This window comes from Sporosarcina sp. GW1-11, from assembly GCF_033088395.1.
Lineage (GTDB): Bacteria > Bacillota > Bacilli > Bacillales_A > Planococcaceae > Sporosarcina.
Map to the genome: position 1 here is coordinate 21008 of NZ_JAPMIW010000004.1, position 16022 is coordinate 37029.

Annotated in this window: 17 protein-coding genes; 10 read left to right on the forward strand and 7 right to left on the reverse strand. The window is 39.3% G+C overall.

The window, feature by feature from the left end:
• Positions 1-80: 80 nt before the first annotated feature.
• Both ORD22_RS04160 and ORD22_RS04165 read right to left on the reverse strand, forming a co-directional pair.
• Complete coding sequence (locus ORD22_RS04160) at positions 81-368, reverse strand: hypothetical protein (protein WP_317644625.1); 288 nt, start codon at positions 366-368, stop codon at positions 81-83.
• Between the two features lie 119 nt (positions 369-487).
• Positions 488-1462, reverse strand: coding sequence for an NAD(P)H-quinone oxidoreductase (locus ORD22_RS04165; protein ID WP_317644626.1), 975 nt, complete (start codon positions 1460-1462; stop codon positions 488-490).
• 365 nt (positions 1463-1827) lie between these two features.
• Between ORD22_RS04165 and ORD22_RS04170 the strand changes: the two genes are divergently transcribed.
• Complete coding sequence (locus ORD22_RS04170; protein WP_317644627.1) at positions 1828-2844, forward strand: Bug family tripartite tricarboxylate transporter substrate binding protein; 1017 nt, start codon at positions 1828-1830, stop codon at positions 2842-2844.
• 230 nt (positions 2845-3074) lie between these two features.
• Here the strand turns inward: ORD22_RS04170 and ORD22_RS04175 are convergent, their stop codons facing one another.
• The 4 genes from ORD22_RS04175 to ORD22_RS04190 all read right to left on the reverse strand — a co-directional run bounded on the left by ORD22_RS04175 (position 3075) and on the right by ORD22_RS04190 (position 6887).
• A complete protein-coding gene (locus ORD22_RS04175) occupies positions 3075-4268 on the reverse strand; it encodes an MFS transporter (protein ID WP_317644628.1) in 1194 nt (397 codons plus the stop codon).
• A 97-nt stretch (positions 4269-4365) separates the two neighbouring features.
• Positions 4366-4599 carry a ferredoxin gene (locus ORD22_RS04180; protein ID WP_317644630.1) on the reverse strand — a complete coding sequence of 78 codons (234 nt, stop codon included), beginning with the start codon at positions 4597-4599 and terminating at the stop codon, positions 4366-4368.
• Between the two features lie 24 nt (positions 4600-4623).
• Positions 4624-5643, reverse strand: coding sequence for an NAD(P)/FAD-dependent oxidoreductase (locus ORD22_RS04185; RefSeq protein ID WP_317644631.1), 1020 nt, complete (start codon positions 5641-5643; stop codon positions 4624-4626).
• A 32-nt stretch (positions 5644-5675) separates the two neighbouring features.
• Complete coding sequence (locus ORD22_RS04190; protein ID WP_317644632.1) at positions 5676-6887, reverse strand: cytochrome P450; 1212 nt, start codon at positions 6885-6887, stop codon at positions 5676-5678.
• Positions 6888-7303: 416 nt separating this feature from the next.
• On the opposite strand from ORD22_RS04190, the gene ORD22_RS04195 reads away from it, so the two are divergent.
• The 9 genes from ORD22_RS04195 (at position 7304) to ytxJ (ending at position 15417) form a co-directional block, all read left to right on the forward strand.
• On the forward strand, positions 7304-8722 hold the full coding sequence (locus ORD22_RS04195; protein WP_317644633.1) for an NAD-dependent succinate-semialdehyde dehydrogenase: 1419 nt from the start codon (positions 7304-7306) through the stop codon (positions 8720-8722).
• 40 nt (positions 8723-8762) lie between these two features.
• Complete coding sequence (locus ORD22_RS04200) at positions 8763-9710, forward strand: amidohydrolase family protein (RefSeq protein WP_317644634.1); 948 nt, start codon at positions 8763-8765, stop codon at positions 9708-9710.
• Positions 9711-9784: 74 nt separating this feature from the next.
• Positions 9785-10129: a DUF3870 domain-containing protein gene (locus tag ORD22_RS04205; protein ID WP_317644635.1), complete on the forward strand. Its 345-nt coding sequence runs from the start codon at positions 9785-9787 to the stop codon at positions 10127-10129.
• Positions 10130-10246: 117 nt separating this feature from the next.
• Positions 10247-10909: a CoA transferase subunit A gene (locus tag ORD22_RS04210; RefSeq protein ID WP_317644636.1), complete on the forward strand. Its 663-nt coding sequence runs from the start codon at positions 10247-10249 to the stop codon at positions 10907-10909.
• Positions 10909-11571 carry a 3-oxoacid CoA-transferase subunit B gene (locus ORD22_RS04215; RefSeq protein ID WP_317644637.1) on the forward strand — a complete coding sequence of 221 codons (663 nt, stop codon included), beginning with the start codon at positions 10909-10911 and terminating at the stop codon, positions 11569-11571. The genes ORD22_RS04210 and ORD22_RS04215 overlap by 1 nt, the downstream gene beginning before the upstream one ends.
• Positions 11572-11609: 38 nt before the next feature.
• Complete coding sequence (locus ORD22_RS04220; protein WP_317644638.1) at positions 11610-13100, forward strand: carotenoid oxygenase family protein; 1491 nt, start codon at positions 11610-11612, stop codon at positions 13098-13100.
• Positions 13084-13806, forward strand: coding sequence for an alpha/beta fold hydrolase (locus tag ORD22_RS04225; RefSeq protein WP_317644639.1), 723 nt, complete (start codon positions 13084-13086; stop codon positions 13804-13806). Before ORD22_RS04220 ends, ORD22_RS04225 begins: the two co-directional genes overlap by 17 nt.
• Before the next feature lie 131 nt (positions 13807-13937).
• Positions 13938-14954: a tripartite tricarboxylate transporter substrate binding protein gene (locus tag ORD22_RS04230; RefSeq protein ID WP_317644640.1), complete on the forward strand. Its 1017-nt coding sequence runs from the start codon at positions 13938-13940 to the stop codon at positions 14952-14954.
• Positions 14955-15090: 136 nt separating this feature from the next.
• On the forward strand, positions 15091-15417 hold the full coding sequence (gene ytxJ, locus ORD22_RS04235) for a bacillithiol system redox-active protein YtxJ (protein ID WP_317644641.1): 327 nt from the start codon (positions 15091-15093) through the stop codon (positions 15415-15417).
• On the opposite strand, the gene ORD22_RS04240 is transcribed toward ytxJ, so the two are convergent.
• Positions 15414-16007, reverse strand: a complete 594-nt coding sequence (locus ORD22_RS04240) for a dienelactone hydrolase family protein (protein WP_317644642.1) — start codon at positions 16005-16007, stop codon at positions 15414-15416. The two genes, ytxJ and ORD22_RS04240, sit on opposite strands and share 4 nt — an antisense overlap.
• Between the last annotated feature and the right edge of the window lie 15 nt (positions 16008-16022).

Genomic DNA, 16022 nt, shown 5'->3' on the forward strand with positions numbered 1-16022 from the left:
TAATTGAGCTCTGGATAAGCTGGTAGTTAGAGAATACAATAAGATTTAGAACAAAGATATGCTACCTGTTGCTCAAAGAACTAGCATGCTTGCTTAGAACGGACCCCCGCGCTCATAGAAGTAGCTGTCGCGCTCATAAAAGTAGCTGCCACGCTCATAGAAGTAGCTGCCGCGCTCATAGAAGTAGCTGTCGCGCTCATAGAAGCAGCTGTCGCGCTCATAGAAGCAGCTGTCGCGCTCATAGAAGCAGCTGTCGCGCTCATAGAAGCAGCTGTCGCGCTCATAGAAGTAGCTGTCGCGCTCATAGAAGTAGCTGTCGCGCTCATAGAAGTAGCTGTCGCGCTCATAGAAGTAGCTGTCGCGCTCATAGAGATAGCTCTCTCACGCTAATGAATTCACTCTTACGATATTCTCTCCTGAGAGAAGTTTAAATCCCGGAACACTTACTCACACACTAAACTCCAAACCTATTACTTTTCGAGTCGCTTTAATCCTGCACTTTAATAATAATTTTACCGATATTTCTATTCTCTTCCATATAGTCGTGGGCATCGTTAATTTTATCCAAGCCCCAAACAGAGTCGATTATTGGTTGTAGCTTACCGCTTTCGAATAAAGGCATTGCATAGTCACTGAATGCTTTTGTTAGCAAAATTTTATTCTCAAGAGGCTGCACGCGTAACATCGTCCCAATCAACTGAATCCGAGGAATCTTTAAATCCATTAAGTTAAGTTCTTGAACCACTCGTCCACCCAATACACCGACCAATATCAACTTTCCGTCTACCGCAAGTGATTGGATATTCTGTTCGAAATACGGAGCACCGATAAAGTCTAAAACCATGTTGACACCTTTTCCATCGGTAGCGTGTAGTACTTCCTCAACGAATGGACCTGCTTTATAATCAATGGCTTTGCTTGCACCTAGTTCCATGCAGAAAGCACGTTTCTCTTCCGTTCCAGCAGTGATAATCGAACGAGCGCCTGCTTCTCTAACTAACTGAATTGCAGCTGTTCCGACACCACTAGCGCCTGCATGGATCAATACATCATCGCCTGCTTGTAAATTACCTAACGTATATAAATTCAAGTAAGCCGTTAAAAATACTTCAGGAATCGCTGCACCTTGTTCGAATGAAAAGTTCTCTGGGATAGAAATCGCCATTGCTGCAGGAATGGTTACTTTTTCAGCATAGCCACCTGACGGTAAAATTGCACAGACGCGATCGCCTAATTTCCAATCTGTCACGCTTGAGCCAACTTCACTAACAACACCCGCCATTTCAATACCCATGATTGGAGATGTTCCTTCAGGTAGTGGATAGTTACCTTGTTTTTGCACAAGATCAGCCCGATTTAACGCAGTCGCTTTAATCTCAACTAATAACTCATCAGCCTTTGGAGTTGGTTCTGGAAATTTCTGTATCAGCAACTTTCCGTTCTCGGCTATTACTGCTCTCATCTGTTATCTCCTCACTTCTATGTTATTTTGTGAAATCAAATTCTCTATATGAAATTAATATAATAGAATCAATAGTGTGCGTCAATAAAAACAAGTAATACTATTAAGAATAGTAGGAATGAATAAAATACAAAGTTAAATTAAAATTTTCCGAAAGAAGTATTGACACCGCTTACAACTATCGTGTATTATCAATTTACACCTTGAAATAGAATTCCGCAAGTGGAATTCATCGCGTAATTGTGAAAGATAGTAGAAGGGGTGATAGTATTCAGTTCAGATGGTTAGTAAGGTTGACTAATAGTTAGTGTGTTATTCAAGAAAAACAGCTTTTAAACTGTTAATTTAGAAAAGAGGGTCAGAAGATGAAAAAGAATTTACTAGTAATACTTGCGGTACTTATGTTGGTTGTGGCAGGTTGTTCGTCAGGAAAATCAACTGGTGGAGAAAAGGAAGACAAAGATAATGGGAAAAAAGCAGAAGCGACTACAGATTTCCCTAAAAAACCAATTGAGTTCGTTGTACCTTTCAATCCAGGTGGCCCGACAGATGTATTTGCCCGTGCAATTGCGAAAGAGCTACCAGCTTACTTACCGAACAAGCAACAAGTAGCTGTGATTAACAAGCCAGGTGCAGGAACGACATTAGGTTTGACAGATGTTGCAACAGCTAAGCCAGATGGATACACGATTGGATTCACAACAAGTTCCGGTTTGGATATTCAACCACATTACGGCAAAACATCATACCAACTAGATAGCTTTGAACCTATCATTAAAACATATGTACTAAATTCAGCAATCGTTGTTAAAAAAGATTCAGAGTTGAACACATATGAAGATTGGTTAGCATATGTAAAAGAGAATCCAGGTAAATTTACTTATGGAACAACAGGCGGGACAGGCAGTGGTGGTCATATCGCAATGGAGAACCTAGGTAAGGAATTAGGCGTTACGATGAAGCACGTACCATTTGAAGGTGTAGCAGACGTTATGAACGCAGTTATGAGCGGCCAGATCGTCGCAGGACAATCAAGACCTGATACAGAAACAGGTGGCGATTTGAAGCCCCTGTTATTCGTTACAGACTCTAAAGGTGTAACTGATTACTACGATGATATACCTAATACAAAAGAGCTCGGTTTAAAAACTAGCACAGAGTTCTATTCAGGCTTTATAGCACCAGCAGGAACTCCTGAAGAAGTCGTAACGATTCTTCATGATGCGATTAAACAAGTTATGGAATTGGATTCAATAAAAGATTTGATGGTCACACAAAATCTAGTACCATCTTATGCGAATGGTGAAGACTTCAGAAAAACGATTCAAGAACATTCTGATGAAAACAAGAAGTCTATGGAAGAGTTAGGATTAATCAAGTAAGGATATGCGAAAAGTAAAAAAGCAGCGAGGGAAAAATCCTAGCTGCTTTTTTTGCTACCAGTGAAAAATCAGGGTCGAAATGGGAGGCTATATAATAGAAGGAACATGAATCATTCACTTGAATTTAAAGGGTGTCAGTATACGTTTAAATGGCTACGTGTACTAATTCAAACAACTAAACATGCCAAAACAAGATACTCCTCAGGAACGTAGTCCTGAGGAGTATCTTGTTATTTGTCAGCTGGGATCGGAATCAATTCGTGGTCACGTCTTCCATGTAATAGATAGTAAAGGAAAATGGAAATGATAATCATGGAGAATGCCGCTAAATAAATTCCGCGAAAGCCAAGATGTGGGATTAACAATCCATAAGTAAATGGACCCAATCCTAAACCTAACTCAAAAAGAATAAAGTATGTCGAAGTTGCGAGACCTAAACGATGCTTTGGGGTCACATTAATTGCGATCGTCTGGGCAATGGAGTTGAAACTTCCATAACCGAAACCTATTAGTATAGCGGCTAGGATAATCATATATCCATAGTGTGCTTGACTATAGACGAGCATACCTGCCGCAAATAACACAAGACAAGGATAGATGACAATATTCGCGCCTCGTTGATCCATCAAGCGACCTGTGAAGGGGCGTGAAATTAACACAACAGATGCATAAACTAGGAAGAAAAAGCTGCCTGCCTTTACTAGGCCAATCTCCTCCATATAGAAAGTAATAAAAGCCATAATCGAAGAATAAACGAAACCAAGTAACATTCCGACAATCGCAATAGGTAAAACTTTTTTTTCAATAAATTGCGAGATACTAAAACTTTTACTTTCTTTAGGTGCGATTTCCATTGCAGGTGCTTTGACAAGGAAATAGAGTCCTAAAATAATAATTGCCAATATAAAATTCAGGAGAAAGATTAAGAAGAAATTATTTGTCTGTGTAACGAACATAATTCCTAAAAACGGTCCGCTTGCTGTAGCCAATATTGTACTTAAACTGTAATAGCCAATTCCTTCACCACGACGAGATCGGGGAATGATTTGGGCGATGATTGTTCCTGAAGCAGTGCTTGCTATACCAAATGAGATACCGTGAAGCAGGCGGTTCATAAAGAACAGCGATAAGTTTGTAGCTAGCATATACCCCGCCGTTGTTATCAAAAAACTAAGTAAACCAATAAATAAAATTCTTTGGCTACCAACTTTATGAATGAACCGTCCTGAAACTAATCGTCCAAGTAGCGCACCGATGACAAATGTTCCCGATAATAGTCCAGCTATACTGGTGGACGTATTGAAGGTCTCAACGGAGAATACAGCAATAGTTGAAACGAGTAAGAAGAAAATTTGTGCAAGTATAAAGTTGATTATAAAAAGGACAATAAAGTTTTTCGTCCATAGTTTTTTAGATTGATCCATTGACTTCACTCTTTTCTTAAATACCGAAAATTTATCTATTCAGAAAAAGCATCTATGACTTGAAGGAGATACCTTCAAGTCATAGATGCATAGATTGTTATGCAATTGAAAAAGGACTGTCTTGAATAAGAATGGCTTCACTTGGACAGCCTTCGTATGCCTCTTCTAGATCGTCTTCCAGTTCTTCAGGAATGGGAACTTGTCCATTATTGTCCCCGAATTTTACAAATGAAATTCCATCTTGATGATAACCAAAAATTTCTTCTGCTACTGAGTTACAAGCACCGCAAGCGATGCAATTTTCTTGATCTACCATAGAATATTTAGCCATAGGAGCACTCCTTAATTATAAAGATTATACTGTAGTTTTTTCATTCTCTTTGTTTTCCATTAAACTAGTACTGTGCAACGCTTGAAGTTTAGCGGATGGATCGATATGTGTTTTGGCGTTAGAAACTGCGATTGGTGCTTCGCCGAAACCAGTAGCAATCAGCTTCACTTTACCTTCATACGTACAAATATCGCCAGCGGCATAGATGCCCTCAATATTCGTTTCCATTTTAGAATTGACAAGTATGCTATTCTTTTCAATCTCTAGACCCCATGATTTGATCGGACCTAGGGAAGAGGAAAATCCGTAATTGACGATGACATCATCTACAACAAACTGAATATCTTCTTCACCTTTTGTATGTTCGATAATGACTTCTTCAATCCGATCGCTACCGATGAAATCTTTAGGGTTAAAAGGTGTCAGTACTTCTACTTTAGAATTCATCATTTGAGTAACTGTGGACTCATGCGCACGGAACTTATCTCTACGGTGAACAATCGTTACTTTTTCAGCGATTGGCTCAAGCATCATAGCCCAATCGACCGCGGAGTCTCCACCACCGAATAAGCAAACTTTTTTATTGGCAAACTTCTGCAAGTCATCAATAAAGTAAGAAAGGTTTTTACCCTCGAATAGTCCTGCTTTTTCATGTGGAAGGCGCTTATAATCGAATGCACCGTTTCCAGCCGTAATAATAATCGTTTTTGTTAAGTATGAATCGCTTTCTGTGTGAACAAGGAACTCGCCGTTCGGCTGTTTCTCTACAACTTGAACGGTTTGCCCAAGATTAATTGTTTGTTCGAACATCGCCATTTGCTCCACTAGGTTATTGACGAGATCTTTCGCTTTGATCTTGGGGAACCCAGCAATATCGTAAATATATTTCTCTGGATAGAGAGCGGCGAGTTGGCCACCTAATTGTGGAAGGCTTTCAATAATGTTTACTGAAAGTTCTCTCATGCCTGCGTAGAATGCGGTGAACAATCCAACAGGACCGCCGCCAATCACTGTAATATCATATACCTTTTTTTCTTGAATCATTTAACTTTCATCCTTTCAAAAACAATAGTCTTTTACGCTTCTACGCTAATATTTAATTCCTCTAAACCGTTAGCCACCATACTGCGGATTGGCTTAAGTTGAGGATCAAGTTGTTTGATTGAGCTTAGGCTGTTGACGAATACTTCAATTGCAATATTCGCTTCCAAACGTGCCAAAGAAGAGCCTAGGCAGAAGTGAATTCCTTTCCCGAATGCTAAATGCTGATTTGGCTTACGATCGATAACGAAAGAATTCGGATCTTCGAAAACGTTTTCGTCGCGGTTGGCAGATGCTACCCAAATCTGAATTTCGTCGCCTTCCTTAATCGTTTGGTCACGCAATGTAAATGTTTCTTTTGCATAGCGCGTTGTACGATAGATAGAAGGATAGAGACGAAGGACTTCTTCAATCGAGCTACTAATCAGTGAATTATCATTTTTCAATTTCTCGAATAATCCTTGGTTTTCCAACATGCAACGAACGAAGTTGGAGATTAATCTTGCAGTTGTTCCGAAACCAGCTTGTAGTAGTATCCCTGCGAAATCTAAAATCTCTTCATCAGTTAAGTGCGTGCCATCGATTTCTGCTAGCGTCAACTCAGTGATTAAATCTTCTTTTGGTGATTCACGTCGTTCATTAATAATATTTAGTAAATAGGCATTTACTTTATCCATCGTTTCTTTGACGTGTGTAACAGATGAGTTATAAGCTTCATCTGAATCATCTGCAGGCGATGCAAGAAGATCAGCGGACCATGTTTTGAATAGCTCGCTATCTTTCTCTGGAACTCCAAGAAGGTTGACCAGCATATTGATCGTTAGAGAGTAAGCGTATTCGTTTACCACGTCAAGAGAGCCACGAGAAATTGCCTTTTGAATTAACTCGTTAGATAGTTCTTCGATACGAGGTCCAAGTTTAGCTAGAGCTCTTGGCGTGAATGCTTTACTCACTAGTTTTCTAAGTTTCGTATGTTCGGGTGGATCCATATTTAGAATGCTGCGTAATGGAGTAGGCGCATGGAATTTTCGGACGCTTGAAAAGTCTTTTGAGTTTCTAAAAATCGCATCAACATCTTCGTAAAGGAAAATATCCCAACACTCTCTACTTTCATCGTAACGTACAGGCGAGTTTTTTCGCATGTCTGCTAGCCAAGTATGTATGTTAAGGAAATCTTCCTCAGTACGTAGTTCTTTAATTGGAATTAGGTAAGTTACTTTCTTTTGGGAATATGGGCATCCGGTCATCTATTGTTCCTCCTCAAAAAATAAGTTAGTTTGTTTGACTAACTATAATTTACAACACGGTCTATATATAAGTCAATGGTAAATCTTCAGAAACTTAAAATAAAACAGCGCTTACATTTTCTTAGACGAAGAGAAGAAAAAGTTACTAAGAAAGATTGACAAGTCAGAAATCATTGATTAAGCTTGTATATATTCGATGCAATAAAAAAGTCGAATCATAAAGTAACATGATGATCGAATACGGTTTTATTGTGTTAAGAAGACAACCTCTTCTTATACCAACAATGCAACCAAGTGTTTGATAAGCAGATCTTGGACGATATTGTCGAGGTTTACTTATGAATGCTTGGTTTTTTACATTGAAGAAAGTGATCAGCAAGAAAAATACTAAACTATGAAAAGGCGGTTGAATGAATATGTATATTAATAATGAATGGATCGATACGAAAGAGACATTGGAAATTAAGAATCCAGCAAATGGAGAAGTAGTAGACACGGTAGGTTTAGTGGGTGCAGAAGAAACACAACAAGCGATTGACGCGGCTAAAGCTGCATTCCCAGTGTGGTCTGGTTTAACAGCAGAAGACAGAAGCGCATATTTGATGAAGATTGTTGAGAAGTTAGAAGAGAAGAAAGAGCATCTTGCAGAAGTTATTACGAAAGAGATGGGGAAATCTATCCATAACGCACGCTATGAAGTTGGAAGCACGATTTCATTCTTTAAATGGTATGCAGAGGAAGCACGCCGTATATACGGTGATGTGATGCCAATCGTAGGCGCAAACAAAAGAGGACATGTCATTAAACAACCTGTTGGTGTCGTAGCAGCAATCACTCCTTGGAACTTCCCATTATCGATGGGCGCTAGAAAACTAGCACCGGCGTTGGCTGTTGGATGTACTGTCGTATTGAAGCCATCTTCTGAAGCGCCACTATCGTCTTTAGAGTTATTCAAAATCTTTGATGAAGTTGGTTTGCCGGAAGGTGTTGTCAATTTAGTCATAGGTTCTTCTGAGCCGATTGCTAAAACATTAATGGATAGTAAAGATGTGAAGAAGATTTCATTTACAGGATCAACAGAAGTAGGTAAAAAATTGATTGGTCAATCTGCAGATACAGTAAAACGTGTATCAATGGAGTTAGGTGGACACGCACCATACATCGTATTCGAAGATGCAGACTTGGATCTTGCGGTTAAAGGGGTAATCGGTAGTAAATTTTCTTCATCAGGTCAGCAATGTGTGTGTACGAACCGTGTGTATATTCAAGACGCGATTTATGATGAGTTTTCAGAAAAATTGCAAGCGGCAGTGGAAAGTATGAAAGTAGGAAATGGTCTGGATGAATCGAACCAAATGGGTTCATTGATTAATGATAAAGCAATTGCAAGCGTCCACGACCAAGTAACAGATGCACTAGCAAAAGGCGCTGAATTACTCTGTGGCGGTGATCGTTTAACAGGTGAAGGATACGAGAATGGTAGCTTCTATGCACCAACAATTCTTGGTAACGTAACAGAAGATATGAAGATTACTCGTGAGGAAACATTTGGACCAGTAGCTCCTTTAATCCGCTTTACAACAGAAGAAGAAGCAATTGAAAAAGCGAATAATACTGAGTACGGACTCGCTTCATATTTCTATACAAAAGACCTTGGTCGTATGTACCGCGTTTCTGAGAAGTTGGAATATGGCATGGTCGGAGTGAATGATCCTGCACCATTCGCAATCCAAGCACCATTTGGCGGCGTTAAAGAAAGTGGACTTGGCCGTGAAAGTGGAAAGTACGGTGTAGAAGACTATTTAGATACGAAATCTGTTTCTGTTATGTTTTAACTAAAGCAGTACACGTATCGATTAGTAAGGAGGAAACCGTATGATTGATGCTCACGCACATTTCATTCCACCAGACGTCATGCAGTGGTTGAAAGACAATCAAAAGACTATTGATGCCAAATGGGAAGACCGTGGCGGAAAAGAACATCTCATTATCAATGGGAAATGGCCGTTTTCATTAAATGAGCCTTTTGTTAATAAAGAACTCTTTGAATCACAACAAGATCAAGCGAATGTTAGTCATTCGCTTGTATCACCATTACCGCAATTATTCTTGTATGATTTTCCTAGTGACATTACACTTGAACTAGCGACGGTTTATAATAATAGCTTGGCTGAACAAGTGAACCAAAATCATGAACGATATTCAGCTTTGGCAACGATTCCGATGAATGATCCTGAACAAGCGGCGATTGAGTTGGCACGCGCGATGAATTTAGGAATGAAAGGCGCAATTATTGGCGTAGGTTCATCTACTAAGCTATTGACAGATGAACGTTGCCAGCCGTTTTGGGAAGTAGCGGACCGTTTAGGTGCGATTCTATTTATTCATCCGTTATTGCATGGAGATGAACGAATGAATCAACGAAGAATGTCTACACTAAGTGGTGTTCTATGGGAGACGACGATTTGTGCTACCGATTTAGTGTTGAGCGGATTATTGGATCGCTATACACATGTAAAGATTTTGCTTGCACATGGTGGTGGATATTTTCCGTATCAAGTAGGTCGGTTGAATAGAGGATATGAAGTATGGGAGTCTATATCATCCGAATTGAACTCGCAACCAGGAGATTATGTCAACCGGTTTTGGTATGACTCTGTATTGTGGAGTGGCGATGCATTGGATTATTTAGTAAAGATTGTCGGCGAAGAACGTGTCGTTCCGGGATCTGATTTTCCATTCGAATTAAGCGAATGGCCGCCTAGACATCAAAATCTTACAGGTTGGGAAACACTCATTAGTAAAAATCGATTTCATTTCTGAAAATTCGGTATTGACTAACAAAAGATAGAATGCTAAGATTCTCTTACAACATAAGAGAAGGAGGCAGTTCAAGTTTGGTCAAGCTAGATACCGTTCTCGTAACTGGATATTCCAAAGCACCTCAAGGAACCGCAATGTATGAAGTTTATAAACATACAGGTATTGTTCTTGAAATCAATAAACATACACATATAATTGAAAATGTAGAGTTTGTTTTTATAACAGGATTAACAAATAGCTTTTTTGAAAAAATGATGATTGGTTACTGTCTCGATGATGGTTTAGAATCACTAATTGAACGAATCAAAAATCATTATATAGCTCCATCCCAACAATCAGTGATCGTTGCACTACAATCAGCAGTTCAACGATTTTGGGATAATTTAAAAACTGAAGAAGATACGGTTATATTGCGATAAGAAGACAACCTCTTCTTATACTAACGATAAAACCCAGTATTTGATGAAACCGACATGGATGGCTTATTCATGCGCGTACTCATCTTATGCTGGGTTTTTCTATTTGGAGGTGAGACGATGAAAAAACTAATAACTAAGGAACAAGTAATACCGTTAATTCAAAATGGTCATACCGTGATGGTTGGTGGGTTCGGTCTAACAGGTGCTCCCTTAACGTTAATCGAAATGTTAGGAGACTCACCGGTAAAAGATTTGACAGTGATTAGTAATAATCTTGGGGAACCTGGTAAAGGACTTGGTAAATTACTTGTCCAAAAGAAGATTAAAAAAGCAATCGGCTCATTTTTTACATCTAATATTGACGCGGTAAAGGCGAGTCAAGCTGGTGAGCTAGAAGTGGAACTTTTGCCACAAGGAACGATGGCTGAGGCCATTCGGGCAGGCGGAGCAGGAGTAGGAGCAATTTATATAAAAGCTAGTGTAGACACCCTGCTGAGTGAAGGAAAAGAAATGCGTGTTATTGACGATACGAAATACGTGTTCCAAGAAGCGTTAAAAGCAGATGTCGCAATTATTAAAGCGTATAAATGCGACACGTTAGGTAATTTAATCTATCGGAAATCTGCTAGAAATTTTAATCCTCCGATGGCAACCGCTGCAAAAGTCGTCATTGCTGAAGTAGAGGAAATTGTAGAAGTTGGACAGTTAACGCCTGACGAAATTGTAACACCTCATCTATATGTTAACTATGTTGTCCTAAATAGAAAGGAGGAGGCATGATGAATGTAAAACAAATCATAGCCTCAACTGTTGCGAAACATTTGAACGAAGGCGAAATAGTAAATCTTGGAATCGGAATTCCGACGCTCGTAACAGAGTATTTACCCGACGATTCATCGATCTATATACATTCGGAAAACGGAATTCTTGGTGTAGCCTCTGTCCCTGAAGACCAAGAACCCGACTTTGATCTCGTCAATGCAGGAAAGATTCCTGTTGGGATAAATGAAGGCGCTTCCTTTTTTGACAGTGCAGATTCTTTCGCAATGATTCGTGGCGGTCATGTTGATGTGGCTGTTATCGGTGCATTAGAAGTAGATCGAAAAGGTCGTATCGCAAACTGGAGTGTACCCGGCAAAAACGTTCTCGGTGTTGGAGGAGCGATGGATTTAGTGGAGGGTGTAGGTAGAGTTATTATTGCAACTACTCACACAACGAAAGATGGACTCCCAAAAATTGTGGAACAAGCGAACTATCCGTTAACATCACAGCGTTCTGTAGATTTAATTATTACTGAATTAGCTACATTTCGCGTGAAGGAACATCAGTTAATTCTTAGTGAACTAGCTGACGGTGTCACGATAAAAGAAGTTAAACGCAAGACGGCAGCGAAATTCACTATCGATCTTACTGAAAGCTCTAAAGAAATTAGTGTTTCATGAAATTACCTATAAAACTATAAAACAAGGAGTGTTGTAGAATGTTAGAAGTTCATGACAAGATTAATGTTACTGTGGCTAAGGATACTGATCACCCATATTTACAAGGTTTCTTTGCACCTATGGATACGGAATATACAGCGACTACGGATACGATGCAAGTAATTGGTGAAATTCCAAAGGATCTGCACGGAATATATATTCGTAATACACATAACCAAGTGCATGAACCACTAGGTATTTATCATCCGTTCGATGGTGACGGCATGCTACATGCCATTCATTTTGAAAATGGTAAAGCAGAATATCGTAACCGTTTCGTTCAAACAATCGGTTATTTAGCTGAAAAAGCAGCTGGTAAATCATTGTGGCCAGGGATGCTTGAACCACATCTAGCAACTGCACGTGGATGGGGAAGTATCGGGAAGATGAAAGACAATGCAGGGACAGATGTTATTGCACATTCAGGTAAATTGCTTGCTACGATGTCTCAAGGTAGTGAACCTTGGCGCTTAGATCCACTTACATTAGAAACATTAGGTGTCGATGCGGAGATTAACCAAAAAATCTTGCCTCGTGGAATTGCTTCACACTATAAAGTAGATGTCCACACAGGGGAGTTAATGTTCTTCAACTATGGTGAGCAACATCCGTACTTAAATTATGGTGTGCTGGATCGTAACGGAAATTTGGCACACTATGTCCCGGTAGAATTGCCAGGACCACGTTGGCCACATGATTTAGGAATTACAAAAAATTATACGATACTACATGATCTACCATTCATTTTAGATGAGGACCTATTGAAGAAAGATATTCGACGCGTTCGTTTCTATAATGATCGTCCAGCACGCTTCGGTGTTATCCCTCGTCACGGTGACAATTCTCAAATTAAATGGTTCGAAGCTAAGCCGTGCTTCATTTTACACTTAGCAAACTGTTACGAAGAGGGTGACTGGGTCATTCAAGATGGTTGTATCCAATTAACTACACCAGGGAAACCACCAATCGGTGTACAAGGAAACGATGCGTATGAAAAAATTAAATCCAATTTGAATAAGCATAAAGCGAAAACACAAATGTATCGTTGGAAATTCAATATGAGAACAGGTCAAACAGTTGAGGAACTAATTGACGATGAAGTGACAGAGTTCCCAGTAGTCAGTAATGAAAACATGGGCTATGACTACCGCTTCAGCTATAACACATTGTTCCATAAGGACGATTGGTTGAAAGTTGGATTAAAGCGCTATGATATGAAGAATGGCGACACAATGCGTTATGAATACGGCGATCAACGTTATGGAAGTGAGCCAGTTGTTGCCAAACGTGTAGGTGCAGTCGAAGAAGATGATGGTTATGTTCTAACGTTTATTACTGATATGATAGAAAATCGTTCAGAATGTTTAATCTTAGATGCGAAAGATATTTCAGCAGGACCGCTAGCACGCGTCATTTTACCAGCGCGAATTTCAAATGGTATTCATTCAACTTGGGTGGAAGGGGATAGAATTCATGCAGAGCGAAACTAAACAGAATTTGGTGATGATTCCAGGGTTAAATAACTCAAAACAAATTTTTGACGGGGTGAAAAAACATCTTAGTCCATCGATTTATAGTGTGGCAGTAGATGTACCTGCGCTAGAAGATGTAGGGAGCATTGCAGATCAGTTGCTTAAAGAATTACCAGCAGAATTTCATTTGTTCGGCTACTCATTTGGCGGCTATGTTGCACTAGCTATTTTGGATAAAGCACCTGAACGTGTAAAAAGCCTTGCATTAGTATCATCAGTAGCAAATGCAGATAATGACAAGATGAAGCAAGTGCGGGAAGCTGCGATTCAAAGAGTCGAAGCAGGAGAGTATGAAGAAATGGTTCGCGCAACAGCATCTAAAGGTGTTCATCCAGATCATGTTGATCGTCAAGATATTACAGCGATTCGTGAGCAGATGATGCAAGAGTACGGAGCTGATCGGTACCGTGCACACTTACGTGCAACTGCTTCTCGTCCAGATCGTGCAGAATTACTATCGACCATCGATTATCCTGTATTAATTGTAGGAAGTCCAAATGATCAGGTCGTACCTTTTGAAAGACAAAAAAATATGGTCGAGCACTTGCAACATCCAATCGTCAAAGAAATAGAAGACGCGGGTCACTTAATTCCTTTAGAGCAGCCAGAAAAACTAGCTAATCTTTTGGAAACCTATATCACCCGGGAAATAGTGACTGTTTAATATAGTGGGAAAATGCAGTGAAGAATAGAAGGATGCTTGGTGTGCGTCCTTCTTTTTCACAAGGTATAGTCAGAATATTACGTCAATTAAACCTGGATGCATAATTTGATAAGAAAAAGGAGATGTATTTTATGAAAAAAATCGTATATGTTATTGTCGCAGCACTATTAGTAATTATGGCAGGTTGCTCAAGTAAACAGACACAATCAGAAGCTAACACAACTAAGGTTGCAGCAGAAAAGCAAGATAACATCTCATCTTATCCAGAAAAGCCAATCGAACTTATTGTGCCATTTGCTCCTGGAGGTTCCACGGATGTCATGGCGAGAATGATTGCGAAGGAACTACCAAACTACTTGCCACACAAACAACAAGTGGCGGTTATTAATAAACCAGGTGCAGGAACGACACTCGGCTTAACCGAAGCAGCAACTTCCAAACCAGATGGCTATAGTATTGTAATGACAACAAGTTCGGGGTTAGATATTCAACCGCATTACGGAAAAACGGGTTATACAATTGCGGACTTAAAGCCTATTATTAAAGCTTATGAAATTACAACAGCTATATCAGTGAAAAATGATTCACCTTTGAAAACATATGAAGATTGGTTAGCTTTTGTACAAGAAAACCCAGGTAAATTTACGTACGGCGCTTCAGGTGGAACAGGTAGTGGCGGCCACATCTCAATGGAGAAAATTAGTAAAGAATTAGGAGTCGAGACAAAGCACGTACCTTTTGAAGGTGTAGCAGACGTGAAAAATGCGATTTTATCAGGTCAAATCATGGGTGGTCTTATTAGTCCAGATACAGAAACAGGTGGGGATATCCGTCCGTTAGTGTTCGATACAGCGTCTAAAGGGGCGACAGATTTTTACAAAGACATTCCAACAACGACTGAAGTAGGATTAAATACAGTAACTAGTTATTATGTTGGCTTACTTGCACCAAAAGATACACCCGATGAACTCGTAACAATTTTGCATGATGCGATTAAAGAAATTTTAGAAAAACCTGAAACACAAGAGGTTATGATGAATCAGCAACTAACATCAGCGTATGCGGATTCAAAAGGTTTTGCAGAAGTTATTGAAAACGCTTCCAAAAATAATAAAGAGATGATGGAAGTATTAGGTCTAATCAAATAAGTAAACATACCCCACAAAGTAGAGTGAAATATACTGCGTGGGGTATTTTTGCTAGGCAAAAAGTGAGCGCCACTTGAACGGTCTGTATAGAATAGAAAGTAGTGATGAATATGCTGTAGGTTAGGAGAGAGTAAATATGATACGTATTAAAAAGATAGAAGAGTGGCGGGCTCTGCTTGAGAAATCGGATGAACAACCGTTTTTATTAGTAAAATTAAGTATGACGTGTGTAGCAAGTATAACTGCAAAAAAGGAATTGCAAAAACTGCAAACAGATCTTCCGTTAGTTGTGGTGATTGTGCAATTCAGTAAAAGGTTATCGGAGACAATAGCATCCGATTTAGGCGTTAAACATGAGACACCCCAGTTATTGATCTTGAAAGACAAAAGGGGGATTTGGCAAGCGACGCATTATCATATTAAAGAGGCGACCGTGAAAGATGCGATTGAGACGTATGTTTAACTTTTTAAAAGGAATTTTAATGTAGTGTTATGGGCAGCTCCTGCTAATACTTCATTATAAACAGAAGAGTAAGGGTCACTGAATCCATGATGTGCATCATATACTCTTATACTGATAGATTCCTCTTTCAAAGTGGCAACTAAGTCAACGACAGAAAATGATTTTTCCGACGTTGGACATATTAAAAGTACAGGACAAACAGGTTCTAATTCTGTGTAGTCTCTAATTCGAGAGCCGTAGTAACAAACTACGCCATCGACGCTAAGTTCTTCACTACATAACCAAGCAATTGTAGCACCTACACTGAATCCTACAATGTAGATTTTTGAATAATTCTTTTGATTATCCCACAAAATCTTTTTTATGTGATTAACACCTTTAGTAAAGCCTATTTTTTCTATAAAATGATGATAGGCTTTTTTCTCTTCGGAATAATCAAAAGAAATCTCTTGTTCTAGTAAATTTGGACAGAGAATATCAAAACCCTTAGTAGCTAATTCGTTACAAATATCCGTAATATGTTGATTGATGCCGTAAATTTCATGTATTACAATTAGCAATCTATCAGAACCATTCTGTATTGTAAGCATGTGTTTCCCCCTGTT